The 25,366-nt window shown below is 38.6% G+C and carries 20 protein-coding genes; 9 read left to right on the top strand and 11 right to left on the bottom strand.

Annotated features, from left to right (window positions below):
- Positions 1 to 142: 142 nt before the first annotated feature.
- The 5 genes from RF53_RS05070 to RF53_RS05090 all read right to left on the bottom strand — a co-directional run bounded on the left by RF53_RS05070 (position 143) and on the right by RF53_RS05090 (position 4,390).
- The gene (locus RF53_RS05070) at positions 143 to 562 is read right to left on the bottom strand and encodes a hypothetical protein (protein WP_039036816.1); all 420 of its coding nucleotides are present in this window, start codon (positions 560 to 562) and stop codon (positions 143 to 145) included.
- A 79-nt stretch (positions 563 to 641) separates the two neighbouring features.
- Positions 642 to 1,775, bottom strand: coding sequence for a YecA family protein (locus RF53_RS05075; RefSeq protein ID WP_039036817.1), 1,134 nt, complete (start codon positions 1,773 to 1,775; stop codon positions 642 to 644).
- A gap of 94 nt (positions 1,776 to 1,869) precedes the next feature.
- Positions 1,870 to 2,520 carry a hypothetical protein gene (locus tag RF53_RS05080; RefSeq protein WP_039036818.1) on the bottom strand — a complete coding sequence of 217 codons (651 nt, stop codon included), beginning with the start codon at positions 2,518 to 2,520 and terminating at the stop codon, positions 1,870 to 1,872.
- A 383-nt stretch (positions 2,521 to 2,903) separates the two neighbouring features.
- Complete coding sequence (locus tag RF53_RS05085) at positions 2,904 to 3,083, bottom strand: DUF6435 family protein (RefSeq protein WP_010557371.1); 180 nt, start codon at positions 3,081 to 3,083, stop codon at positions 2,904 to 2,906.
- 143 nt (positions 3,084 to 3,226) lie between these two features.
- Positions 3,227 to 4,390, bottom strand: coding sequence for a PQQ-dependent sugar dehydrogenase (locus RF53_RS05090; RefSeq protein WP_039036819.1), 1,164 nt, complete (start codon positions 4,388 to 4,390; stop codon positions 3,227 to 3,229).
- 401 nt (positions 4,391 to 4,791) lie between these two features.
- Here RF53_RS05090 and RF53_RS05095 point away from each other — a divergent pair, with 401 nt between their 5' ends.
- The 3 genes from RF53_RS05095 (at position 4,792) to RF53_RS05105 (ending at position 8,092) form a co-directional block, all read left to right on the top strand.
- Positions 4,792 to 5,835 (top strand): ferredoxin reductase, encoded by a 1,044-nt coding sequence (locus tag RF53_RS05095; protein ID WP_039036820.1) that lies wholly within the window; start codon positions 4,792 to 4,794, stop codon positions 5,833 to 5,835.
- Complete coding sequence (locus RF53_RS05100; RefSeq protein WP_039036821.1) at positions 5,832 to 6,884, top strand: fatty acid desaturase family protein; 1,053 nt, start codon at positions 5,832 to 5,834, stop codon at positions 6,882 to 6,884. The genes RF53_RS05095 and RF53_RS05100 overlap by 4 nt, the downstream gene beginning before the upstream one ends.
- A 209-nt stretch (positions 6,885 to 7,093) precedes the next feature.
- Positions 7,094 to 8,092 carry a branched-chain amino acid aminotransferase gene (locus RF53_RS05105; RefSeq protein ID WP_006792244.1) on the top strand — a complete coding sequence of 333 codons (999 nt, stop codon included), beginning with the start codon at positions 7,094 to 7,096 and terminating at the stop codon, positions 8,090 to 8,092.
- Between the two features lie 71 nt (positions 8,093 to 8,163).
- Here the strand turns inward: RF53_RS05105 and RF53_RS05110 are convergent, their stop codons facing one another.
- A complete protein-coding gene (locus tag RF53_RS05110; protein WP_039036822.1) occupies positions 8,164 to 8,478 on the bottom strand; it encodes a DUF962 domain-containing protein in 315 nt (104 codons plus the stop codon).
- Positions 8,479 to 8,634: 156 nt separating this feature from the next.
- Here RF53_RS05110 and RF53_RS05115 point away from each other — a divergent pair, with 156 nt between their 5' ends.
- The gene (locus tag RF53_RS05115; RefSeq protein WP_039036823.1) at positions 8,635 to 10,794 is read left to right on the top strand and encodes a prolyl oligopeptidase family serine peptidase; all 2,160 of its coding nucleotides are present in this window, start codon (positions 8,635 to 8,637) and stop codon (positions 10,792 to 10,794) included.
- A 98-nt stretch (positions 10,795 to 10,892) separates the two neighbouring features.
- Here the strand turns inward: RF53_RS05115 and RF53_RS05120 are convergent, their stop codons facing one another.
- Entirely contained in the window at positions 10,893 to 12,185 is a 1,293-nt protein-coding gene (locus RF53_RS05120) for an anti-phage deoxyguanosine triphosphatase (RefSeq protein ID WP_039036824.1), read from the bottom strand.
- Positions 12,186 to 12,354: 169 nt separating this feature from the next.
- Between RF53_RS05120 and RF53_RS05125 the strand changes: the two genes are divergently transcribed.
- Together RF53_RS05125 and RF53_RS05130 are read left to right on the top strand one after the other, a co-directional pair.
- Positions 12,355 to 13,164 (top strand): glucosaminidase domain-containing protein, encoded by an 810-nt coding sequence (locus RF53_RS05125; protein WP_039036825.1) that lies wholly within the window; start codon positions 12,355 to 12,357, stop codon positions 13,162 to 13,164.
- On the top strand, positions 13,157 to 13,825 hold the full coding sequence (locus RF53_RS05130; RefSeq protein WP_039036826.1) for a DUF2987 domain-containing protein: 669 nt from the start codon (positions 13,157 to 13,159) through the stop codon (positions 13,823 to 13,825). The genes RF53_RS05125 and RF53_RS05130 overlap by 8 nt, the downstream gene beginning before the upstream one ends.
- A 47-nt stretch (positions 13,826 to 13,872) precedes the next feature.
- Here the strand turns inward: RF53_RS05130 and RF53_RS05135 are convergent, their stop codons facing one another.
- Genes RF53_RS05135 through RF53_RS05145 form a run of 3 tightly spaced genes read right to left on the bottom strand, consistent with a single transcriptional unit; the run spans position 13,873 to position 17,637 of the window.
- Positions 13,873 to 14,874, bottom strand: coding sequence for a LacI family DNA-binding transcriptional regulator (locus RF53_RS05135; RefSeq protein ID WP_039036827.1), 1,002 nt, complete (start codon positions 14,872 to 14,874; stop codon positions 13,873 to 13,875).
- A 43-nt stretch (positions 14,875 to 14,917) separates the two neighbouring features.
- Positions 14,918 to 16,255 (bottom strand): glycoside-pentoside-hexuronide (GPH):cation symporter, encoded by a 1,338-nt coding sequence (locus RF53_RS05140; protein WP_008127441.1) that lies wholly within the window; start codon positions 16,253 to 16,255, stop codon positions 14,918 to 14,920.
- A gap of 53 nt (positions 16,256 to 16,308) precedes the next feature.
- Positions 16,309 to 17,637 (bottom strand): GH1 family beta-glucosidase, encoded by a 1,329-nt coding sequence (locus tag RF53_RS05145; RefSeq protein WP_039036828.1) that lies wholly within the window; start codon positions 17,635 to 17,637, stop codon positions 16,309 to 16,311.
- Between the two features lie 258 nt (positions 17,638 to 17,895).
- Between RF53_RS05145 and RF53_RS05150 the strand changes: the two genes are divergently transcribed.
- The 3 genes from RF53_RS05150 to RF53_RS05160 all read left to right on the top strand — a co-directional run bounded on the left by RF53_RS05150 (position 17,896) and on the right by RF53_RS05160 (position 23,952).
- Positions 17,896 to 19,170, top strand: a complete 1,275-nt coding sequence (locus RF53_RS05150; protein ID WP_006792235.1) for a sugar MFS transporter — start codon at positions 17,896 to 17,898, stop codon at positions 19,168 to 19,170.
- Positions 19,170 to 21,719, top strand: a complete 2,550-nt coding sequence (locus RF53_RS05155; RefSeq protein ID WP_039036829.1) for a glycoside hydrolase family 3 protein — start codon at positions 19,170 to 19,172, stop codon at positions 21,717 to 21,719. Before RF53_RS05150 ends, RF53_RS05155 begins: the two co-directional genes overlap by 1 nt.
- Positions 21,720 to 22,164: 445 nt before the next feature.
- Positions 22,165 to 23,952 carry an NACHT domain-containing protein gene (locus RF53_RS05160; protein WP_039036830.1) on the top strand — a complete coding sequence of 596 codons (1,788 nt, stop codon included), beginning with the start codon at positions 22,165 to 22,167 and terminating at the stop codon, positions 23,950 to 23,952.
- A 125-nt stretch (positions 23,953 to 24,077) separates the two neighbouring features.
- Here the strand turns inward: RF53_RS05160 and RF53_RS05165 are convergent, their stop codons facing one another.
- Positions 24,078 to 25,241, bottom strand: coding sequence for a GGDEF domain-containing protein (locus tag RF53_RS05165; RefSeq protein ID WP_039036831.1), 1,164 nt, complete (start codon positions 25,239 to 25,241; stop codon positions 24,078 to 24,080).
- Positions 25,242 to 25,366: the final 125 nt, after the last annotated feature.

Consider the following 25,366-nt stretch of genomic DNA (forward strand, 5'->3'; position numbering starts at 1 on the left):
TTAGGCAAGGATCAGTGCGTTTAACTTGACAGTGGGAGTCATACCAACGCCCGCCTAAGCGGCAAATTGACAATGGGTTAAAATTATTGAGCGCCAGCGACAATAACCCGTTGTTAATTGTCCGAGCGAATTCAGGCGCTTGTTAGGTAGCGTCACTTGGTTGCTTCCCATGATAAAAATACAAAAGCTGCTCTTGCTCGTGATAGCCAGTTCCCCACAAAGGCGAATTAAGTGAAACAACAGAACCATCTTTCGCAATTTTTATACGCGCTCTCGCATATGCACAATATTCTTCAATTTCGTCGTGAATTTTGTTCTTTAGTTCATCTAAAAACTGCTTAGCTTTATATTGTATTGGATCTAAAGAGTAATGCTGAGCACAACCACTAGGAACTAAGAAAAACTCTTCATCATCGTCCCAATGAAATGCTTCAATTGTGCGAAATTCGATATTTCCCGACCCGTCTTCAGCGTAGCACGCAAAAGCTAAATCAAACTCTTGTGATTCTGGAAGTGATTCGAAGACTGATTCAACGTCTTCAATAATGTGTCTGACAATCATCCTTGCTACCTAACGCCGCCAGCAGGGGCTGGAGCACGCAGTGCGGAAGTCCCTCTGGCTGGCTTTGTTAAAGCTTTGCTCACCTTTGCCAATTAACATACTCAATTTTCTCTGGCTCAGGCAATAATGTATTTAGTATTTTATTAGATATACTATTTCCATGAGGTTCTACGAACATATTTACATTGTCATGGGATATTTCAACAATGCTTTCTTTATCATCACTGCTTAGCCCGTCCCACCACGTTGGTGAGAGAAAGTAGTTTTCAAAATTACTGAATATGTATTGCGCTAAGTACGTTGAAATGTCTTCTTTTGATTTAGACATAAGCGACTTCACCAAGGTTATGCAGGTATTGTGACAATGCTCCAACCACGACAGAACAATATAACTCTTATGCCCATCATAAAATGATGTAAATGATAGTAAGTCAGGAACCACTTCAAGATCAGATAAATCTTGAAGTTTAGTGTTATCAAAGCCGAAGTCTGGATTAACTGAACCACTAACTTGAACTGGAAATGGATTTGTATACTCGATTACAACAGCCCGTATATCACTATAGTCATTCCTTTCTATGCCTTTATCAAATCTCTCTTTCTGATAGATATTGTCCCGCAGTCCTGCTTCTGCCCCAATATTCGTGAAGAATGCCTGCTCCTGTATTTCGGCCTGCCTATAGGCAGGCTTCCCTTTATCTAGGTCAGCATTTACTTCATACATATCTACTAAGGCCGACTTCGTATAATACTCTCTAGCAAATGAACGAAAAGCGAGCTTGAAGCATTGTTCCTCTGATTTTGTGAATACCTCCTTTTCTAAGCAAGAAAAAAGTTGATCATCGTGTTTTGCGCAGAAACCAGTAAACGTAGAGGCGCTGTTGATACCTATTTTTTCAGGACGGATTTTTCCATTATGTTTCTGAAGGCTTTCTAACCCTAACTTGATTCCTAAAACATGGCCATCTACCGCGATGGCTTTTAGGCTTGAGCTTCTTGCTACGGTGTGGGCCTTAACTATCTTTTTTGCACATTCGCCATGCAGGCTCTTTGGCGCTGAACATATTCGTTTAGAGAATTTATCCCGCATTGATTTAGCGGCATCCCATGGTTCCACTGGTTTTTCGCTCTCTCTATCCCTATGACATTTCTTGTACTTTTTTCCCGAACCGCACCAACAGGGATCGTTTCGTCCAATTTTACCTTTCCCCATTTAGTACTCCGTTCTGGTTTTGAGCTTTAACGCCGCATTAAGCGGTGAGTAATAGTTTGCTAAAATGTGAAACGAAGTGGAACCGAGCAAACTGTTACGAATCCGATTTTAATGCCTTGTTAGTTGCGAATTTTTGAGCATGTTTTTTAGCTTTAAACGGTATAGAGATTATAAAGAAAAACAACATCAAGAAAATCATTGAGATAATACCAACTATGTAATACAAGCCTGTTTCGACCATGAACACCATACCTGGAAAATCTACGCTGAGAAACTCATAAATATTTTTATTATTTTCAATAATGAAAATATTTAGCCACTTAGCAAAAAGAAAAAACGAATAACTGATAGATATTGATATTACCGAAAATATACCAGAGCGAAATAAATTAACTTTAGCACCAAGCTCTTTTACGAATATATTTAACCAAATTAAAATAGCTAAACTTGCACTAAAAAATATAGAACCAATCCCGCCAATTGTAACCATAGAAATGAGCCAAACTTGTTTGGTTAATTTCCAAAACTCGAAACTAAGAAATTGCTCTTCATTGGAAAAGTAAAAATAATACCCACCAAAATAGAGAAAATAAAAGAGCAATGCTATGGGATAAAGCTTTAGATTTTCCCTGCGCTCTTTTTTATTTATTTCAGCGTGCTTTCTATTTCGTTCAGCAAGTTTCTGTAATGGATCCATCGCAACTAACAACTTTATCAGAGGACACTTTCCTCTTTTTATGAGCAATGTATGTCCTCTTATTTATTTTTAATATTAATAACAAATCCTGTAACACATTGCGAGTATTAAACTTTAAGTCGGGCTGTTAATTAACAACAGGCAGAAAAGGGGAAAGTGTCCTCACTTTCTGACTTAGGAGGAAAAACGCCATCGCTTTAGTAAATGCAGTAATTAAAAATTTAAAATGAAAAGCAAAAGCTTTTTTAAACCATTTTACCACCTCTAAAAAATGGCAACGGTAATATAAGTAACTACTTTAAATACAATTGTTCGTGTAAGACTATTAAAAAGGTAGGTTTTTTGCGGGAGGTAGCTGTAAAAAGGAGGTGATGAATAATTGGTAAACGCGCCTACCTGCTTTGAAACGGGCAGACACGTTTAATACGAATTCACTTGGCTTTTTTTGCCTCAAGCGCTTCTATTTCACTCCAGATTTTTTCGGCTTCTTCACTTAACATGGCGTAGCTTTTAATGTCGCCTTTACGCTGAGCTTGCATGCCTTGCTCTAATTTGGCGTCGTACTCTTTACGTAATTTTTTTGTAGGGTCTGATTTGAATATCGAAAACATGGGACTCGCTTAATTTTATAAAAGTGATAGCACTACCATACGCTACAAACAGCTAAAAAGTTCTTTTGGCAGTAAGGCACTTACCTTGTTAAATTAAAACAAGGTAAGTGAATTATTTACTATGCTGCGCTTACTAAACGGTTTTATAGCTCAGGCTCTAAGCGTTTAATACCTTGGCCATCTAGTCCCAAGTAAATGTAGCCATCTTCACCTTGCGCTAAACTTCTTACGCGGCCAATGCCCTCTAATATTTTTTCTTGGCTTTTTAGTGTATCGTTTTCAAGCGTAAGTGCGCTTAAAAACGAAAACTTCATAGACGATAACAACACTTTACCTTTTAATTTAGGGTATTTGTCGCTGGTGACGAATAGCATATCTGATGGTGCTATAGATGGAGTCCATTGTGATGTTGGCGATTGCATGCCGTCTTTTGTTTGCAGGTCTGTAAATGACGTGCCGCTATAATTTACGCCATAGCTAACTACTGGCCATCCGTAGTTTAATCCTGATTTTATTAAATTAAGTTCGTCGCCACCTCGGGGGCCATGCTCATGTGCCCAAAGACGATTATTTTCAGCGTCAAACCACATACCTTGCGGGTTTCGATGTCCGTAAGACCAAACAGCGTGTTTAGCGTCTGTTTGTTTTACAAAGGGATTATCTGTTGGAATACGACCATCTAAATGAAGACGATAAATTTTGCCCCCATCACGGCTAAGATCTTGCGGGTTTAGGTCGCGCGAGCCACGATCCCCGATCGAAAAATAAACATAACCTTGTTTATCAAACACAATACGACTGCCGTAGTGCTGACCTTTTGTACTGTTATGCTCACCTTTGTATAAAACGTGCGGCTCTAATAGCTGAGTATGGTCATCACTTAATTTTGCGCGCATTAATGCAGTGTTACTACCACTGCCTTTGCCTTCAGCGCTTGAGTAAGTAAGGTAAAGCCATTGACTATTTTTATTATCGGTATGCAGTGCTAAATCAAGTAAACCGCCTTGGCCGTTAGCATCTATATCGGGCAATCCTTTTACTTGAATAAGCGTTGAGGTGTTTTTACGTAATAAAAATAGTTTTCCACTTCGCTCCGTAATTAATAAATCACCATTTGATAGTGCTTCGATTGCCCAAGGAATACTTACACCTTCTGAAACGTCTACTGCTTTTACATTAAGCGGCAAACTCGGCAGCTTTTTAAAATCAACTGCATTTACTGACATTGTAGGCAGCGTCAATAAAGCGGCTGTTAGCACGGCACCCTTAAAAGAATGTGTATATTTTTTTGATTTTATATTGAGCATGTTATTTTCCAAAATTAATCAAATTAGGTTTACGTTAGCACGAGCTGTAAAAATTTGCTAAGCGTTGCGATAAGTGAAAATGCTTTAATTTTAGCTAGTTACATATATCACTCACACAGTATTAGAAATAGTTAGCTCACTCAGTAAAGTATTTTTTATATTTTATTTAGTTTTGAAATACGTTTATAAATTGAGTTTAGTTTGTTTTTTGTTCGTAGTTTTTAACAAAAATAATGGAATAAACACTCTATTAGGGTTGAAAACTTGAATTTTCAGCGTACACTTGTGCGCTGAAGTTTGAGCGTACACTTGTAGGCTCAAATAGTTAAGGTTCTGATTTGTGCTAACACCCAGTTCGTGCAAACCATTGAGCAATAAACCAATATAGAGATTTTATTACAATGTTTACGCAGGCATTAAACCAATTTTCAACGTGGTTTTTACACCATCAAACGTTTGCAGGCTACATAGAGCCAATAATGCAAGTGTTTAAACCTGCTTGGCGTGCAGGGCAATTTAGAGCGCAACTAATGAGTTCAGAATCATTAAATGGTGAATTTTTGAGTTTGCAGCTAAAACCAAGCAAACAATGGCCCGCACATACCGCAGGGCAGCATGTTAGTTTGACCATTGAAATGAATGGACGATTATTAACGCGCGTTTTTACAGTTGCTTCAAGCGTTAAATATTTCAACGAAACGGGATTTATACGTTTGTTAATTAAAACAAGCGAACAAGGACGATTTACTGGTTTATTAAATAACAAAGCAAAAGCGGGAACATGGTGCAACATATCTGCTGCAACGGGTGAGTTTGTATTTAAAAATACACATACTCCTGCCACATTAATAGCTGGTGGGTCTGGTATAACGCCGATGCTAGCAATGCTTGACGATTATTTAGCGCAAACAACCAAAGCAATAAATTTAGTGTATTACGCAAAATCGGGCGAACATCAGTGTGTTGATGAGTTGCGTGAATTAGCCACACAATTTAGTCATTTTTCATTTTTATTATTAACTCGTGAGCAGTCGAGCGACATTACTAGCAATATTAAACATTGGGAGAATCCAGATATATATTGCTGTGGGCCGCTAGGGTTTATGCAAACGGTACAAGCGTTTGCTCAAAAACATGATCTTAATTATTACCAAGAAGCATTTGGTTTAGCGTTACCCAAAGTAAACAATGAAGATCAGTTTACTGTAAAGGTAAACAGCCAAGCTCATATAGTTGAAGGAAATGATGTACTACTTAGCCAGTTTGAAGTTAAAAAATTACCGGTAAAGCGTGGCTGCGGAATTGGTATTTGCCATCAGTGCCAATGTATTAAAAAGTCGGGAATAGTACGTAATTTAAAAACAGGTGAAATGTCAGACAACGGTGAGCAATTAATCCAACTTTGTATAAGCCAACCGGTGAGTGACTTGGAGTTACAATTATGAAAAACATAAACTTTGATCAGCTTACAAGCGATTTAGATACTATAAAAATGAATACGCTTGCTAAAGTAGGGCAAAAAGATGCTGACTACATTCGCTCTGTCGTTCGAAAGCAAAGACTATGTGAGTGGAGTGGGCGAATACTATTAATGCTTGGATTTATTCAGCCTTTACTTTGGGTTGCCGGTGTTTTGTTACTGGCCTTGGCTAAAATTCTCGATAATATGGAAATTGGCCACAATGTTATGCATGGTCAATACGATTGGATGAACGACAAACAGCTTAACTCTCAGCAATACGAATGGGACATAGCCTGCGATGGCCAAAGCTGGCATCGGGTTCATAATTTTGAGCACCACACATACACTAACATTATTGGAAAAGACCGTGATTTTGGCTACGGGTTGTTACGTTTGAGTGATGATTTTAAGTGGCGTTTTAAAAATGTGTGGCAGTTTTTTACTTACATAAATTTAAGCGTCCTGTTTCAGTGGGGTGTGTCATACCATGAGCTGGCAGCAGAGCGTGTTTTTATAGGTAAAAAGAAAGAAAATCGTGAAGGGGGTGTATCGCATGCCACTTTAAAGCAGCGTTTTTTTAGTAAAGGCGCTCGCCAGTTAATTAAAGATTATGTGATCTTCCCATTACTTGCAGGGCCACTGTTTTTATGGGTGTTAGCGGGTAATTTAGTGGCAAATTTGCTTCGTAACTTATGGACATCAACAATTATATTTTGTGGCCACTTTACCGAAGAAACCGAAACATTCAAAGAACAAGACTGCGTAAACGAAACCCAAGGCCAGTGGTATTATCGTCAAGTATTGGGCTCGTCTAATATTAAAGGGGCAAACTGGTTTCATATTTTAACGGGCCATTTGAGCTGCCAGATTGAGCACCACTTATTTCCTGATATGCCGTCGTCGCGATATCAAGAGGTTGCACCTCAGGTACAGGCAGTTATGCAAAAGCACGGGATTGATTACCACACTGGCGGATTTTTTAAACAATACGGCTCGGTGTTAAAGCGAATTATTAGATACTCATTTAAATAGTGATAGGGTGCATTAAGCGCTTTAAAAGCTAAAACATAAACCGGCATGTGTAAGCGCATATGCCGGTTTTTTGCTGTTGTGCTTAATAAACATACAGTGCGTTTGGTTTTTTCTTATTGTTAATTAAAAATCCGTTACTTTAGCTATGGTTAATTGATGCGTGATTGTCATACAATGGAGAAAAATAGACCACACAAGAGAGATAAAAAATGGCCGCATTTGGTACTGTGTTTATGCCACAGATGATTCAAGCTCGTTTTTCAGATAATCAATGGGGCGAAACCTCAGTTGTTCCATGCGATAAGCTTGAGTTTCATGCTGGTGCACACGTTCTTCATTATTCAAGCACCTGTTTTGAGGGCTTAAAAGCATTTCGTCATGAAGATGGGTCTGTTTATATTTTTAGAATGGATGCAAACATAGCACGTATGCAGCAAAGCTCTGCACTTTTAAGCTTACCAAGTTTTGATGGCGATATGCTTAAAACGATGATTATTGATATTGTTCGCCAATATGCCGATGAAACCCCATTACCGCCTGGCTCTATGTATATTCGCCCAACACATATAGGCACAGAAGCGGCAATTGGTAAAGCGGCAGCTCCTTCAATGAGCTCATTGCTGTACACTTTACTTTCGCCAGTAGGTGATTATTTTGCCGGTGGTGCTACGGCATTACGTGTGTTACTTGAGGAAGATGGTATGCGCTGCGCACCTCATATGGGTATGGTTAAAAGCGGTGGTAACTACGCCAGTGCACTTGGCCCAATTAGCGCTGCACGTAAACAGTATCAAGCAGATCAAATATTATTTTGCCCAGGTGGTGATGTACAAGAAACGGGCGCTGCAAACTTTATTTTGATTGATGGCAACGAAATTATAACCAAAGCGCTCGACTCCACCTTTTTACACGGCGTAACGCGTAATAGTATTTTAACGATTGCTAAAGATTTAGGCATGACTGTGAGCGAACGTAATTTTACAGTGACTGAACTTTTAGAGCGTGCTGCAAAACCAGGCACAGAAGCTGCGCTTTCAGGTACTGCTGCGGTATTAACGGCAGTGGGAACGTTTATTCATAACGATAAAGAATATAAAGTAGGCACAGGAGAGCCAGGGCCAACTACTGCACGTCTGCGCCAAGCATTGAACGACATTCAATGGGGTAAAAGCGAAGACAAACATGGATGGTTAACTAAAGTGGTATAGCGTTAAATACCCACGTTATTTGCACCAAAAAGCCACCTAATTAAGGTGGCTTTTTGGTGCAAATAACTTTATTAAAATTTTATTTTTCCAGTTAGTATATCTTTAAACATAACCCAGTCTCCCCACAAACTATAAAATGGGTGTTTAAACGTAGCTGGTCGGTTTTTTTCAAAAAAGAAATGCCCAACCCACGCAAAGCCATAGCCAATAACGGGTAGCAGCCACAATAGCGCAAATTTTTGACTTAATAATGCGGTAATAATGACCATAAGTACTAATAGGCTACCTATAAAATGCAAACGCCTGCAGGTTACGTTGCGATGCTCCTTTAAATAATAAGGGTAAAAAGTTTTAAAACTGTTGAAAGTGGGTTCTTGTTTTTCCATAAATCACGCTTTATTTTTATTATATGTTTTTACTATTAAAGCGTAAGTTTACACTTGTTTACAGCGATAAATGGCACTTAACGCATCTTAATAGACATAAGCTTAAAAAACTCATAAGTTATTCCTACTACTTAATCAATAAAAAGAACACAAATTATGTTACTCAAACGTACTCTTGCATGTGCTGTATTATTGGCACTCAGTGGCTGTTCAGAGCCAACCAATACATCAGATCAAAAAGAAGTAAAATCATCTATGAATCAAGTTAACTCAGTCGTGTATCCCGAAACCAAAAAAGGTGATGTAGTTGATACCTATTTTGGAGAAAACGTTGCCGACCCTTATCGTTGGTTAGAAGACGATATGAGTGCAGAGACTGCTGATTGGGTAAAAGCGCAAAATACGGCTACTTTTTCATACTTAGAACAAATCCCTTACAGAAACAAGCTCAAAGAGCGCCTTGAAAAACTAATGAATTACGAAAAAATAGGTGCGCCATTTGAAGAGGGCGGCTACACCTACTTTTACAAAAACGATGGCTTACAAAATCAATATGTTTTATACCGCAGCAAAGGCGATGAAGCGCCAGAGGTATTTTTAGATCCTAATAAATTTAGCGACGATGGCACAACGTCTATGTCGGGTTTGTCGTTTTCTGAAGATGGCAGTTTATTAGCGTATCAAGTTTCTGAAGGTGGTAGTGATTGGCGTAAAATTATCGTAATTAATACAACGACTAAAGAGCAAGTAGAGCAAGCTTTAGTTGATGTGAAATTTAGTGGTATTGATTGGCTAGGTAATGAAGGATTTTACTACTCTAGCTACGATAAGCCAAAAGGAAGTGAGCTGTCGGCTAAAACAGATCAACATAAAGTGTATTACCATGCTTTAGGTACATCGCAGAATGACGACCGCGTTGTATTTGGTGACAGCGAGGCGCAAAAGCATCGTTACGTTGGCGCCGATGTGACACATGATGGCAAGTACTTGCTAATTTCGGCCAGTGTTTCAACGTCTGGAAACAAGCTGTTTATAAAAGACTTAAGTAAAGAAAACAGTGATTTTATTACTGTTGTTGGTAACGCAGATTCAGATACATCTGTGATTGATAACGATGGCGATACGCTCTACTTAGTTACAAATTTAAACGCACCAAACAAAAAAGTGGTTACGGTAAATGCAAATAACCCAGCGCCTGAAAATTGGGTCGATTTTATTCCAGAGACCGATAACGTACTTAACCTAAGCAAAGGCGGGAATACCTTTTTTGCTAATTACATGGTGGATGCAATTTCGCAGGTTAAGCAATACAACAAGCAAGGTGACTTAATCCGTGAAATTAACTTACCCGGCGTAGGGAGTGCACGTGGTTTTCGCGGTAAAAAAGATCAAACAACGCTTTATTACTCGTTTACTAACTATAAAACTCCGGGGACTACTTTTTCGTTTGATGTAAGCTCAGGCGAGTCAAAGGTTTATCGTGAATCGGCAATCGATTTCAATAGTAACGATTACACCTCTGAGCAAGTTTTTTATACCTCAAAAGACGGTACAAAAGTGCCAATGATCATCACTTATAAAACGGGTATAAAATTAGACGGTTCAAACCCAACCATTTTATACGGTTACGGTGGTTTTAATGTAAGTTTGACGCCAAGTTTTAGCCCCGTTAACGCGCTTTGGCTTGAGCAAGGTGGGGTGTATGCCGTTGCTAATATTCGTGGTGGTGGTGAATACGGTAAAGACTGGCATAACGCTGGTACAAAAATGCAAAAACAAAACGTGTTTGACGACTTTATTGCCGCTGCAGAGTACTTAAAAGATAAAAAGTACACCTCTAAAAAGCGTTTAGCACTGCGCGGTGGTTCAAATGGTGGTTTATTAGTAGGTGCGGTGATGACGCAGCGACCTGACTTATTTCAAGTTGCATTACCAGCGGTAGGCGTACTTGATATGCTACGTTACCACACATTTACAGCGGGTGCTGGTTGGGCATACGACTACGGTACTAGTGAGCAAAGTAAAGAAATGTTTGAATATATAAAAGCTTACTCGCCATTGCATAACGTTAAAGCGGGCGTTGAATATCCTGCCACTATGGTAACAACCGGTGATCACGATGATCGTGTGGTACCATCTCATTCATTTAAATTTGCTGCTGAATTACAAGCTAAGCAGGCTGGAAATAACCCTACACTTATTCGTATTGAAACAAATGCGGGTCATGGTGCGGGCACACCAACCAGCAAAGTTATAGATTTATACGCAGATATGTTTGGTTTTACGCTATATAACATGGGTGTAAAAGAGCTATAAAACGCGTTAACGTTACCTTGTTTTAAAGTACAAAAGCCGAGTAAATTTACTCGGCTTTTTTATTAACTTTATTTTGGAGTCAAAAACCTACTTATTAACTACTGCGCAGGCAAAAATAATCGCTGATAGGTTTTATATGCGTATTCATCACTCATACCACTTAAGTAGTCACAAATAATGCGCATGCCTTGATTATGTTTTTGAGCCTCAATATATTGCGCTTGCGTTGTTTCGGGTAGCAAACGAAGCGGATCGCTTGCAAACGCTGTAAATAATTCAATCAGTAGGTTTTGCCCTTTAAACTCAATTTGTTGCATTTCAGGGTCGCGAATTAAGCGTTGAAATACAAAGTGCTTGAGTATGTGTAGTACGTTTTCATACTCTGGGTGCAACTTAGCAGTGTATTTTAAAATAGGGCATTCAAATGCCTCGTGTTGTATGTCTAAATGAATATGAATGATGAAGGTGTTCACCAGCTCACCTATGGCGTCTTTTCGTTCAAAATCATTTTTTGAAAAAAGTCGAGATGTTAACGTTTCAAGTAAGCTATTTAGCCAGTCAAAATTAAGCGCTTGCAAGTGAGGTAATGCATGTGATTGCCAGTCATCTAATGTTAAAACATGAGTTGCAATGGCGTCTTCTAAATCGTGCACGGCGTATGCTATATCGTCGGCATGTTCCATTATGGCGCTGTCAAGGGATTTATAAAGTGTTTTAGCGCGGTGTTTATCTATTGTTGCGTGAGTATTTAATAACGTTCTGTCGTTTTGGCTTAATGGTTCGACAATCCAGTCAAATATGTGTGCGTCGTCTTGGTATAACCCTTTTGCTGGGCGCCAATCATCGGCTTTGATAAAAGCACGTGAGTCATGCGTATCGGGTATTGTGTGCCACAACTCGTTTATAAACGCTGGGTATTTAATAAACCCGAGTAATGTTCGGCGTGTAAGGTTCATACCATAGCCATTACTGTAGGGCTCTAGCTTAGCAACTATTCGTAAAGTTTGAGCGTTTCCTTCAAAGCCACCATGGTCTCGCATCATATAGTTAAGGGCAATTTCACCTCCGTGGCCAAATGGTGGGTGGCCAATATCGTGAGCCAAACAGAGTGTTTCGAGTAAACCGGTTGATGGGAAATGGTTAAAATCACTATGTTGTGTCTTTAAGTGCCTTAAAATACCTGTGCCAATTTGTGACACCTCTAACGAATGGGTAAGGCGGGTACGATAAAAATCGTTTAGGCCAATCCCCATAATTTGTGTTTTAGCTTGTAAGCGCCTAAACGCAGCGGCATGAATGATTCTTGAGCGGTCAACCTGCCAAGGTGAACGGTTGTCGTTAGGTCTGTGTTTATATTGCTCTATTATTCTACTTTGCCAAACTTTGTCCATACTGCTAAACCACTATTTAACCTGTTTAGTGCTTAGTATACCCATGCACTTATAAATTGCGAATGAACATATTTTTGTAATTCGCGTTTATATAGTGGCTTAGGTATAATGAAGGTTCGTATGTGTGTGTAGTTACCATACATAAATAGTTGTTTGAATGAGACAATACATGCTTAAGATTATCTTTCAGTTTTTGTTAGCCATCCTTTTTATATGGGCGCTTGCGTACCCGTTTGTACAAAGTGATGAAACCGATAGCGCAGATCAAACCACCAGTGAACAAGCTAAAAAAGTGAAGAAAAAAGAAAAGCCGTTACACAATGTCACGTTGCCTAAATTTTCTGAATTTACGGATGTAAAAGAGAAAAAACGCGCATTTTTTGATTTTATCCGTCCCCATGTTGAGGCTGAAAATAAAAAAATATTACAACAACGTGCCAAGTTAGAAATAGCCCGCATGATGGTTGAAAACAACCTATCGCTTGAAGAAAAACAAAATAAAGATATTGTTAAAATACTCAAGCAATATGGTTTACCTGAAACGGTTAACACACTTGTGCTAACTCAGGCTTTACGCCGTGTTGATATTATTCCTAAAGAAATGGCGCTAATGCAAGCTGCTAATGAGTCGGCTTGGGGCACCTCGCGATTTGCTCAAATTGGCCTGAATTTTTTTGGTCAGTGGTGTTACTCAAAAGGCTGCGGTATGGTGCCAAAACGCCGTAACACTGGAGCAGCGCATGAAGTCGCTGCATTTAAATCGGTTCGTGCTGCGGTAAGCTCTTATTTTAGAAATATAAATACTCATGGCGCTTATAAAGAGTTACGGGGCATACGTGAAAACCTGCGCCGTGAAAAAAAACCAGTATTAGCAACCAAACTAACTCATGGTTTGATGTCTTACTCTGAACGAGGCGAGGCATACATTGAGGAGTTAAATACGATGATTAGACAAAACAGAGCTTATTTTGATGAATAAATATATGACAGGTTACTTTTACGCGAGTTTACTTTTCTTGTTGAGCTTAAGTGCATTTAACACCAACGCCAGAGAGTTTGTAATGTCGTACGATGGGTTTTATGACCGTTTAAAAGTAGTTAATAAAGGGGATTTTCAATATGCCCGTGTCAACTTTTATATAAGCGACATTGCTACTAACGAGGCATGCGCAATAAAAAACGGAACCATTTTAACAGAGAATAACGAGTATCCGCTTAACTTCACAGATAGCGCACAGCTGTTGTTGCCTTTTGATAAGCAACTTGATTCAGATAAAGCCGTTATTGTCATCGAGCCACAAAACCCTGAGCATGACTGCCAGTTAAAGCTACAAATAGAAGCTAACGAATTTGACGATTTAGCTTTCTCAAAACATGCGTTATACACCATTAACGAGGAGCTAGACGAATTACTAACGGATTTGTCAGGCTTTTTTGTTAGTAAGCTAATGTGGTTTTTATTACCTGAGCAAAAAGGTGTAGCGGTTACCTTTAAAAACCCAATAAGCATTAATGATGAAAACGTAACCTGCGAGGAATCGATTTGTTATTTTGATGTTGACGATAATTGGGAAGAGGATAGCCAATCGTTCGGTGAAATTAGTAATGTATTCAAAGTCACTCCCTGGATTGCAAAGTAACGGTAAACGTTGCAATGAAATACAAAAAAGCGGCATTAGCCGCTTTTTTATTTTAGTGGCGCTGAAGAGTCACGCTGCATAAGTGTGGGTTCAAAAAAACGATTTATTTTAATATTTTTTGTTTGGTATACGTCTTTAAGAACAAGTTTTGCGGCCATTTCACCCATTTTAGCTACCGGATTATCAATCGTTGTCAGTGTCGGGTAGAGGTAGTTTGCAAATATTACGTTATCAAATCCGACTATCGATAAATCGTTGGGTAGGTGATAGCCGTGCTCTCGGGCATATTTCATTGCACCGGAGGCCATCTCGTCGTTTGCGCACACAAGAGCGGTAAAATTTAGCTTACTATTAATGAGGTGCTCAAGCGCTGAACTTCCCCCAGTTTCGTTAAAATCACCTTCAAAATAAAGCGATGGGTCAAACGTTATATTGGCTTCTTCAAGGGCTTGTTTATGGCCAGCTAAACGGTTTGCAGCATCGGCCTTAAACTGAGGACCTGCAATATAAGCAATTTCGGTATGGCCTTGTTCTAACACCGATTTAGTTGCTAAATAACCTCCTAGTTTATTGTCTAAGCTAATGCAGTGCTCTTTGAGTTCTTCGACGTAGCGGCTCATTAAATAAACAGGCGTTGTGCCTCTACTGAGCGATATCAGGTATTCGTCGGTCACTGCTTCAACATGCAAAATTATGGCGTCGCAGCGCCTGCTAATTAAAAAGTCGATGCCTTCTTTTTCTTTATCTTCTTCACTGTGGCCGGTTGTAATAATAACGTGTTTACCGGCAGCTCTAAGCTCAGACTCAATCCCTGCCATCATTTGGGCGAAGAAAGGACCATGTAATTCAGATACTAAAATACCAACACTGTTAGTGCAGTTTGATGCTAAAGATTGGGCTATTGAGTTAGGTTTGTAACCCAATGTTTGCATTGCATCGAGTACTTTTTTAGTTGTTTTATCACTTACTTTTGTATTTTTGTTCATTACCCGAGAGACGGTAGCTAACGATACACCTGCAAGCTCTGATACTTGATAAATTGTTGCCATGTTACTTATTGACTCGCTTTCACCCTTAACTTAATCAGCTAAATCATACCTTAGTGTTGTTGACTGTGGTTAGCTTTGATTGAATATTTTCAACAACCTGGTTAGTTAATGTATATTTTTTCATTGTGTATGCTACAAAAAGGGATCCTAGGGCTGGTAGTACAGTAAACGACAGTAAAATACCCTGCTGAGTACTCATTGTTTGCGTCACATCAGCCTGATAACTGTAAAATGATAATAACCAACCCGCAATGGCACCTCCAACAGCAACACCCATCTTAATAAAAAATATAACACCGGAGTAAACTAAGCCCGTAATCCGTAATCCCGTTACTTCGTGACCATAATCTATGGTGTCAGCCATTTTTGCCCATAGGAGTGGGGTCGCCATATCTAAAAAGAATTTCCATAGAATAAAAGCAGCAAACGCGAGAACCAGTTGTTCACTCCCAATAAAGTAGCTAAATCCACAAATAGTTGCAGCGATAAGTTGTAAGCTGATGTAGGCCTTTATTTTGCAAAAACGCGCAGCTAGAGGCTGTGCAACTGCGCAACCTATCATACTAGCAACTACACCTAGGGTCATAAATAGAGTAATTAAATCTTCCCGACCGAGGTAGTATTTGACGTAATAAACCGCCAGAGTTAGCCTAAGTACTTGGCCAGTCAGCAAGAAAAATGCAGCAATACACAAGGTACGCCATTGATCGTTTTTTACTAGGGCTTGAATACTTTTAGCAAAAGGGATGTTTTGTTCTTTGGGTTGTTGAATACGTTCTTTGGTGCCTAAAAAGCAAAGTAAAAACAGCACAAGGCCTAAAATACTCATGGCGGTCATGGTTAGCTGGTAACCTTTAGCGTTATCGCCCTGGCCAAAGTATTCAACCATTGGCATGGTGCATCCAGCAACAATAACACCACCAAGCATCCCAAATACAAAACGGTACGATTGAATAGTGACACGTTCTTTTGCGTCTGCGGTTAACACGCCACCGAGTGCGCAATAAGGTATATTAATAGCAGTGTAAGCAACCATCAGTAAGGTATAGGTGCTAAAGGCATAGATTATTTTGTCAGTGCCTTCTAAGTCTGGTGTAGTAAACGCTAAAATACTAATAATGGCAAAAGGGAGCGCAAGCCATAGTAGATAAGGGCGAAAATGCCCCCATCGAGTATGTGTTTTATCAGCTAGGTTGCCCATTAGGGGGTCGGTTACGGCGTCAAAAATGCGAACAGCTAAAAACATAGTACCAACAACGGCGGGGGATAAGCCCACCACGTCGGTATAGTAAAGCATTAGGAACATCATTACCGTTTGGAAAATAATATTACTGGCGGTGTCGCCTAATCCGTAGGCTATTTTTTCTTTTACACTAACCATGGTTGCTTTATCTCGCTTTATGTTTTTTTAGTTGCGTTAATAAATACGTTTTTTTATCTATTTGAGATTAATGCTTTATAGGCTAGGCCACTATTTTTTATAGTACGTTGCTGTGTGCTGTAATCTACATAAACTATACCAAATCTTTTTAAGTAACCTTCTGCCCATTCAAAGTTATCCATTAGACTCCAGGCAAAATAGCCATCTATTCTAACGCCTTGTTCTGTTGCATTGTGAACGGCATTTAGGTGACTGTTGTAGTAGTCTAGTCGATCTACATCATTGATTTCACCATTATTATAGCTGTCGGGCATAGCTGCGCCATTTTCAGTAATAAAAATAGGCGGTAGGGTATAGGTATTGTTAAGTGTGACTAATAACTCTGTAAACGACTTAGGGTAAATTTCCCAGCCCATATCGGTTAGCGGGCCAGTAGGCTCTATTGGCTCATATATTTCAGTAGGGTGCGCTTTATAAAATTGACGGGTGTAAAAGTTAATACCTAAATAATCAATTGATTGCGAAATAATAGCCATGTCACCATCGTGAATATCTGGCAGATGTGCTGACGGTAATTGTTCAATAATTGCTGGGTATGTACCATCCATGATGGGTTTCATGTACCACTGGTTTAAGTAGTCATCTGCAAAAGCTGTTGCAGCAATGTCATCAGCGTCTTCAGAGATGCTATAACAGGGAGTAAAATTAAGCACGATACCGTTTAAAGTCGTCGGTGAGTTTTGCTTTAATACGGTCATGGCAAGCCCATGTGCTAATAACAAATGGTGGGCGGCTTTGCGCCCGTATTGTTTACCCACTTTACCTGGCGCATGAATGCCAATTTCGTAACCTAAAAAAGCACTGCAAAAGGGTTCGTTTAAGGTAGCGTATGAATGGACTCGGTCGCCGAATGCAAAGGTAATTAAATCAACATAGTGAGCAAACTCATAAGCTGTTTCTCGATTTAACCACCCCCCTTCGTCTTCGAGGTGTTGAGGTAAATCCCAGTGGTATAACGTGACAAACGCTTTGATATTGCGCTTTTTCAGTTCATCTAAGATGTCGGTGTAAAACTTTACGCCTTCAGGGTTAAGCTCACCACTTTTTGTAATAACACGAGGCCAAGAAATAGAAAGTCTGTAAGCATCTACTCCTAATGATTCGATTAAATCTATGTCTTGTTTCCAATTATTGTAATGATCGCATGCAACATGCCCATTTGAGTTATCAGCTATTTTACCTGGCGTATCACAAAAGGTATCCCAGATACATGGCAGACGGTGAGTTGATCCACCTTCTATTTGGAAAGACGCTGTTGCTACACCATAAATAAACTCTTTTGTTAATAGAGGTGAACAAGTTGGTAAAGATATTTTAGTCATTAGTTACAAACCTTTTAAAACCTAAATTGCACTTTTAGCGCCGATATTTACTGCCTCGTAGCTTACTCTCGACTTGATAAAAAAATAAAAATTGTTGAATTATGTTACGTGTTCGTATTTAATTAGCTGTGAAAGCGCTTACATTTTTAAGATTAATGTTAATTAACCTTCAGGTCAACTCTTTAATAGCATGGCTTAGCCGCCAATTTATTAACAATACATAGAAGGTTAACGATAATAATAAATTGCGGAGAGCACATGGCTAGTTCAGCACCAACAACGACACACACACAATCGCAAAACACAGGCGATAATAATTATGGATTTGCACTTACATCGTTAACAACGCTATTTTTTATGTGGGGTTTTATTACCTGCCTAAATGATATTCTAATCCCGCATTTAAAAGCGGTATTCGATTTAACATACGTGCAGGCTATGCTTGTGCAGTTTTGTTTTTTTGGTGCTTACTTTTTAATGTCTATACCCAGCGGGCTTATTGTGAAAAAGCTGGGTTATAAAAACGGCATTGTTGTCGGGTTACTAATTGCTGCAGTTGGGTGTGTATTATTCTATCCAGCGGCACAAATGCATAACTATCCTGTATTTTTGTTTGCGCTGTTTGTTTTAGCAAGCGGAATTACTTTATTACAGGTATCTGCAAACCCATACGTAAGCTTATTAGGTCCTGCAAAAACAGCGTCTTCTCGTTTGACACTAACACAGGCATTTAATGCGCTTGGTACCACGGTTGCACCGTCTTTTGGTGCATTATTAATACTAGGCTCAGCGTCGGATGCTTTTTTAACACCGGCGCAAAATGCCGAATCAGTTCAACTTCCTTACTTGCTGCTTGCTGCAATGCTAATTGTATTAGCCGGTGTGTTTGCATGGCTTAAGCTTCCAGACATTATGAGCGAGCAAAAAGAAGCTGCCGAGAAATCAGACACCATTGAAGGGAGTGCATGGCAATATCGCCACCTTGTTTTGGGTGCAGTAGGCATATTCATGTATGTGGGCGCGGAAGTTGCGATTGGTAGTTTTTTAGTTAGCTTTTTAGCGCAAGAAAATATTGCTGGATTAAAAGAACATGTCGCGGCTCATTACATTACATATTATTTTGGCGGTGCAATGGTTGGGCGTTTTATTGGCGCGGCTGTAATGCAAAAACTTCCTGCCGGTAAAGTGCTTGGTTTTAATGCAACCATGGCTATTATTTTAGTGGTTATTGCCATGAGCACATCTGGTCAGTTAGCAATGTGGTCAATATTATTAGTTGGATTATTTAACTCCATTATGTTTCCTACTATTTTTAGCCTTGCACTAAATGGCTTAGGCAAGCACACAGCGCAAGGTTCGGGCATTTTGTGTTTGGCAATTGTAGGCGGTGCAATTGTGCCGCTTTTACAAGGTGCACTTGCTGATAGTGTTGGGGTTCAACTTTCGTATGCTTTACCAATTTTATGTTATCTATTCATCGTATTTTACGGCTTAAGTGGCAGCAAACCCGTTCAAGCTAAGGAGACTTTATAATGAACACACGTTTTACGCTCAATAAAATTGCATTAGCAACATTGGTTGCCTCAGTGACAACATTAACAGCTTGTTCAAACGACAATACTAATCAAGCTGATACTACAAAAGCGCACGCTAGTGCTGAACAAATATGGCCCAAGCTCAATATTGCGGTTAAAAAAGATGCAGAGATAGAAGCACAAATAGTGAGTTATTTAAACTCAATGACGCTTGAGCAAAAAGTAGCGCAAATGATTCAGCCTGAAATACGTGATATTACCGTTGAAGATATGCGTAAATACGGTTTTGGTTCTTACTTAAATGGTGGAGGGGCGTTTCCTAATGGAGATAAACATGCCACTCCACAAGATTGGGTTGCCCTTGCTGAAAAAATGTATCAAGCGTCGGTTGATGATTCAATAGACGGTAGCAAAATTCCTACTATGTGGGGAACAGATGCAGTGCATGGTCATAATAATGTGATTGGTGCTACATTATTTCCACATAATATTGGTTTAGGTGCGGCTAATAATCCTGAACTAATTGAACAAATTGCAGCTGTTACCGCGGTAGAGGTTATGGCTACAGGTATTGATTGGGTGTTTGCGCCAACCGTTGCAGTTGTACGTGACGATCGCTGGGGTAGAACCTATGAGGGTTATTCTGAAGACCCTGCAATAGTGCGTGAGTATTCAGCAGCTATTGTAAATGGCTTACAAGGTAAGGCCGATGAAGACTTTTTAAGTGATAAACGAGTAATTAGTACTGTTAAGCACTTTTTAGGTGATGGCGGCACTGTTGATGGTGACGATCAAGGTAACAATATCGACAGTGAGCAATCGTTATTTGATATTCATGCACAAGGTTATGTGGGTGGATTATCGGCGGGTAGTCAGTCTGTAATGGCGTCGTTTAACAGTTGGAACGGTGTTAAAAATCATGGTAATAAATATTTACTGACCGATGTATTAAAAACACGCATGGGTTTTGACGGGTTTGTTGTTGGTGACTGGAATGGACATGGACAAATAAAAGGCTGTACCAACGAAAGCTGCCCACAAGCTATTAATGCTGGGCTAGATATATTTATGGTGCCAACGGGCGCTTGGAAACCACTGTATGAAAATACCATAGCGCAAGTTAAATCTGGCGAAATTAGCATGGCGCGTATTGACGATGCTGTTGCACGTGTATTGCGTGTAAAACTACGCGCGGGTTTATTCGATAAGCCAAGTCCAGCAAACCGTTTATATTCAGGTAAAACAGAATTAATTGGCGCACAAGATCACCGTGAAGTAGCACGACAAGCAGTACGTGAGTCACTCGTACTTCTTAAAAATAAAAATGACTTATTGCCGCTTTCGCCAAATCAACATGTACTTATTACCGGTGACGGTGCCGATAATATCGGTAAGCAGTCTGGTGGGTGGAGTATTACTTGGCAGGGCACTAACAATAAAAATGCTGACTTCCCAGGAGCCACGTCAATTTATAAAGGCTTAGAAGAGCAAGTTACTGCCGCAGGCGGTAAAGTTACACTCAGTGATGATGGCTCTTTTGAGCAAAAACCCGATGTAGCCGTTGTTGTATTTGGTGAAGAACCTTACGCGGAAGGTCATGGTGACAGAGATAACCTTGAATTTGAGCGCGGCAATAAAAAATCGTTAGCGCTGTTAAAGTCATTAAAAGCGCAAGGAATAAACGTTGTTTCTGTATTTATTTCTGGTCGTCCAATGTGGGTAAACAGTGAACTTAATGCGTCTGATGCATTTGTAGCAGCATGGTTACCTGGTACTGAAGGCGGTGGTGTTGCCGATGTGCTACTAAAAGCAGCCGACGGTAGTGTTAACCATGATTTTAAAGGCAAACTTTCTTTTTCATGGCCTAAAACGGCAGTTCAAACAACGGTTAATAAGGGAGATGAAGATTACTCGCCGCTATTACCGTATGGCTTTGGTTTAACCTATGGCGATAAAAATATACTTGCGGATAATTTAGATGAAAATTCGCAATTAGATAATTCATCACTGACGAGTATGGATATTTTAGTGGGAGCACCGGTTGCGCCATGGCGCTTATTGCTCAAATCGGGTGATGAATTGTTAGATGTGTCGAGCAGTACCCATGAGTTTGGCGCTATAAAATACCGAACTGAAGATAAGGTTGTACAAGAAGATGCTCGTCAGTTTAATTTCAACGGTAGTGAAAAAGCGAGCGCAGAAATAGTAACGAGCTTTGCTGAAGATACTATTACTTATGTTGAAGCAAATGGCGTAATTAGTTTTGACATAAAGCTGAATCAAGCGCTTGGTAATGAACTTTCACTTGCAATGTGTTCAGGTGAATGTGGTGAAAGTATTAACCTAGCTAACGTTGTAGATAGTAGTTTACTTAGTAAATGGCAGTCAGTATCGATTGACCTTAAATGCTTTGCTGATAAAGGCGTAAATTTTGCGAGTTTAACAAGCCCATTTAGTTTGCACAGCTCAGGTAAAGCCTCTGTGTCGGTATCAGATATAAAATTTGTACCAAACAAAGCAGATGAAGCTACGCTTAAGTGCAAGTAAGGGTACGCTAAATTAAATAGATAGATTGTTGTGTGTAGTAAAGCCCTTCATTTGAAGGGCTTTTTTTATGAATCAAAATACACAGATAGTTTAATTTAGTAATTAAGTGTAGTAGCTCATATCTGATCTGACAGTATAAGCAAATAGGTTTAGACTTTATCTGACAGGCAGCTATGAGCGATAACCGGACACTGGAAAAGTTAAATTTATTCCTACTTCTTTGAGTAGGAGCCTAATTTTGTCCGATAACATTATTAAACGCCGTTTTGGGGTAAAATAACATGCTTAATTCCTAGCTGTTTTAATTACCTGTTTACAAATGTAATTATTGGTGAAATTATCAGGATATGTAATATACGCCATTTTGGTGTGTTATAAAAAACCACAATGGTGTTCAATAAGCTGCTAGGCAAATAGAGAAATCCTCAACCTACATGGAGCCGTTATGATTGACGATATAATAAAAAAAGCAACTGGTGGTCTCGATGGTATTGTCGATGACTTATTAAAGTCTGCCAAAGGAAAAGTTCAAGAAAAAATATCTGAAGCATTCGCTATCGGTAAGCTTAAGTCCTTTAAAGATAATGTTGAACGAATAGGACAAGTGAAAACCATATTAAATCCCGATTCAATTGTAAATTTAAATAATATATTTTTTGATGACGCTGTACTTTTTGACGGTGAAAAAATTGAATCATTTAGTCAATTTGGTACTAAACAAGTCCTAGTCGAAGGAGGTCCTGGTCAAGGGAAATCTTTATACCTTAGAAAACTTTGCATCAAAGAAGGAGCTGGAAGTAATTTTATACCTATTTTTATCGAATTTAGAAATTTGGGATATAAGAAAAAGCTCAAAGAAGAGTTAATGGAAGCAATCGAAGATCTAGGAGTTAAACTTGATAATTCTCTATTTGATTTTTTGGCGAAGTCAAAAAAAGTAGTCTTATTCTTAGATGGTTTTGATGAGGTACCAAATAACGAAAGAACCCGAATCGCAAGAGAGTTAGAAACAATAGTAAGAACTTATCCTGATTTACGGATTGTGGTGTCTTCAAGACCAGATTCTGGTATGGGCTCTTCTTTTTATTTTTCTAAACGAAAAATAAGCCCTATGTCACTTGATACACAAAAGAAATTTGTAAACCATTTATATGAATCAGATAAAGAAGCAGAAAGTATTAATACAATCCTTTCAAACAGTGACTTTATCTCTGAAGTTACTACTACAGCTTTATTACTTACCTTATTTACTATTACTTATAATGCGAGACAGTTCAAACCAGACAGCCTTTCTGAATTTTACAGCTTAATTTTCCCAACTATGCTTTATAGGCACGATAGAATGAAAATGGGCTTTGAGAGAGAAAGAAAGGCTGGCTTAACCGATTATCAAATGCAACGATTATTTAACTCCTTAAGTTTCTTATCTTTGAATGATAATAACACTCGATTTCCTAGCTATTTATTTCAAGATTATTTACATAATTCGGCAAAATTGGATGGACTCCCAGAAAATTTGGAAGATCGTTTAATTGACGATATAACAAGTATTACTGCACTAATCATTCGAGATGGTTTTGATGAATTCTCTTTCACTCATAAAAGTATTCAGGAGTATTTTGCTTCCGTATTTATTTCAATGCTTAGTGAGGATCGTAAAATAGGTTTTTATAAACTAGTCATCAATGATTTTAATGAGTTTAGAAAATGGCAAAATACCCTATCGTTTCTTGAAACTATCGATGAAAGAAATTACAGAAAATATTTTCTTATCCCGTATAAGAAAAATGCACTTTGTTTAGATGATAATTCAAGAATTAATATAAATTATCCTTCTTTATTAAAACTAGTAGGTAGTGATTCAAAAGTGCGAATAGATGAAGCCGGTAGGCTAAAGAACTTTTATTGGGGAGATACATTGTCTTCTGTTTTATACGTTCAATACTCAGAGTTTGCAAAAAATGCTATAAACTCATACTTACAAAGTAAAGCGATGATGCTCGCTGAGTTTCTATCTTATTGTGATGAATCAGATTATGTCGACTTTCAAGACTTGGATGGCGACTATGTAATAGTTATTGATAAGTTTTTTAAAGAAAATAAAATACAAATAGAAGTGACCAAGTATCTCTCCAAAAGGTTTGATAATAGTTCATTTAAAGACGAAGTTTTAAATTTAGAGGCAGATTTGGAAATATCAGACAAAGTAACTGATGCTATTTTACCCTTTTAAAAAATTTACCATAAAAGTGTCTAAGGTTACGATAGTCCGCTCATGGCACAAATCGGCTATTCACTGTCAGATTTAATTCAACTCTACAAATCGAATCTGGCAGATCAAGTTAAGACTTTTTCAAATTAAGCTTGCAAAAGTAAGCTTTTTTCATCGTAGGTTACCACTTTGTCACGGCCCGTTTCTTTAGCAAGGTAGAGTCGTTTGTCGGCGTTCGCTAGTAACTCTTTTATAGTCTGCTCGCCGTTTATTGTGCTACTGACGCCTGCACTCACCGATAAATTTATATCGTGCCCTTCGTAATAAAATGGATAACTGCTTATGCTTTCGCGTAGTTCTTCGGCATTATTTCTGGCATCACTTAATGAGCAGTTGGGCAACAAAATGGCAAATTCTTCGCCGCCGATCCTGGCTGATATTTCCTCATTTAAAAATTGTGATTTTACATGCTGAGCGATCCACTTTATGGCTTGATCGCCGGCCTCGTGGCCATAGGTATCGTTAACGCGTTTGAAAAAATCAATATCGAGCAAAATAAGTGAAATATTTTTGTTTTGGTAAAGAGGTAAACTTAACGCGTTTTTTCCTTTTATAAAAAAACCACGGCGGTTAAATAGTTGACTTAAAACGTCAGTATTAGCAATGCTGGCAAGCGTATGTTCTGTATTAGATGCTAATAAGTAAGGGAGTAATAATGCACTGCAAGTGGCTAAAATTAAATGACTGCTTAAAATGAGCTCTAATGGTTCTAAATAGGTTGTCTCGCTTAGGCTTAAAATAGGTAAAGCAAGCAGCACTGTTTGAACAAACATAAGCAAACTATGGATTAAAAAGCAGGTAATTAATGCCTTTTTTTGTAAGGTTGCAACAAAGCTCATAGTGCTAATGATGTAAGCAGAAAATAAGTATAACCCTGCAATAATAAAGCTCGTTACCATTTGTGCCGCGGAGTAAGGGTACACTGATAATAAAATTACAGCGGTAAAAAGTAGCAAATAGTAAATAGGGCGTAAGTTTAAAGGTTTGCTGTATTTGTATTTATGTAGTCCCAGAATAATTAAAAATGGGCTGAGTATTATAAAAATATTCGCTAAATAACTCGTAATAAAAGGAAAATTAAGTATTAGTTTTAAACATGCGAGTAGTTCAGCAAATGAAAATGCAATGCACGCTAAACCAAAAATTAAAAAAGCAGATTGTTTTTTGTAATTATGAACAGATAAAAAAAACAACCCTATTAGTAGGTTAAGTATAAAAGAGAGACCAATCACAGTAGGCAGGTGTAGCATTCATTTTCGCTTTTATTAGGAAATTGTGTCTGACTAACTTAAGTATTATGTATTAATCATGAAAGGTCAATATGGGTAAATAGTACTAGTTACCCATATTGTAACTGAATAGAGTATACGCAGAA

Source organism: Pseudoalteromonas sp. ECSMB14103, from assembly GCF_000813065.1.
GTDB classification, from domain to species: Bacteria; Pseudomonadota; Gammaproteobacteria; order Enterobacterales; family Alteromonadaceae; genus Pseudoalteromonas; species Pseudoalteromonas marina.

Coding starts and splice junctions, on each gene's coding strand:
- RF53_RS05070 (WP_039036816.1), bottom strand. CDS start 562: ATGATTGTCAGACACATTATTGAAGACGTTGAATCAGTCTTCGAATCA.
- RF53_RS05075 (WP_039036817.1), bottom strand. CDS start 1,775: ATGGGGAAAGGTAAAATTGGACGAAACGATCCCTGTTGGTGCGGTTCG.
- RF53_RS05085 (WP_010557371.1), bottom strand. CDS start 3,083: ATGTTTTCGATATTCAAATCAGACCCTACAAAAAAATTACGTAAAGAG.
- RF53_RS05090 (WP_039036819.1), bottom strand. CDS start 4,390: ATGCTCAATATAAAATCAAAAAAATATACACATTCTTTTAAGGGTGCC.
- RF53_RS05095 (WP_039036820.1), top strand. CDS start 4,792: ATGTTTACGCAGGCATTAAACCAATTTTCAACGTGGTTTTTACACCAT.
- RF53_RS05100 (WP_039036821.1), top strand. CDS start 5,832: ATGAAAAACATAAACTTTGATCAGCTTACAAGCGATTTAGATACTATA.
- RF53_RS05105 (WP_006792244.1), top strand. CDS start 7,094: ATGGCCGCATTTGGTACTGTGTTTATGCCACAGATGATTCAAGCTCGT.
- RF53_RS05110 (WP_039036822.1), bottom strand. CDS start 8,478: ATGGAAAAACAAGAACCCACTTTCAACAGTTTTAAAACTTTTTACCCT.
- RF53_RS05115 (WP_039036823.1), top strand. CDS start 8,635: ATGTTACTCAAACGTACTCTTGCATGTGCTGTATTATTGGCACTCAGT.
- RF53_RS05120 (WP_039036824.1), bottom strand. CDS start 12,185: ATGGACAAAGTTTGGCAAAGTAGAATAATAGAGCAATATAAACACAGA.
- RF53_RS05125 (WP_039036825.1), top strand. CDS start 12,355: ATGCTTAAGATTATCTTTCAGTTTTTGTTAGCCATCCTTTTTATATGG.
- RF53_RS05130 (WP_039036826.1), top strand. CDS start 13,157: ATGAATAAATATATGACAGGTTACTTTTACGCGAGTTTACTTTTCTTG.
- RF53_RS05135 (WP_039036827.1), bottom strand. CDS start 14,874: ATGGCAACAATTTATCAAGTATCAGAGCTTGCAGGTGTATCGTTAGCT.
- RF53_RS05140 (WP_008127441.1), bottom strand. CDS start 16,255: ATGGTTAGTGTAAAAGAAAAAATAGCCTACGGATTAGGCGACACCGCC.
- RF53_RS05145 (WP_039036828.1), bottom strand. CDS start 17,637: ATGACTAAAATATCTTTACCAACTTGTTCACCTCTATTAACAAAAGAG.
- RF53_RS05150 (WP_006792235.1), top strand. CDS start 17,896: ATGGCTAGTTCAGCACCAACAACGACACACACACAATCGCAAAACACA.
- RF53_RS05155 (WP_039036829.1), top strand. CDS start 19,170: ATGAACACACGTTTTACGCTCAATAAAATTGCATTAGCAACATTGGTT.
- RF53_RS05160 (WP_039036830.1), top strand. CDS start 22,165: ATGATTGACGATATAATAAAAAAAGCAACTGGTGGTCTCGATGGTATT.
- RF53_RS05165 (WP_039036831.1), bottom strand. CDS start 25,241: ATGCTACACCTGCCTACTGTGATTGGTCTCTCTTTTATACTTAACCTA.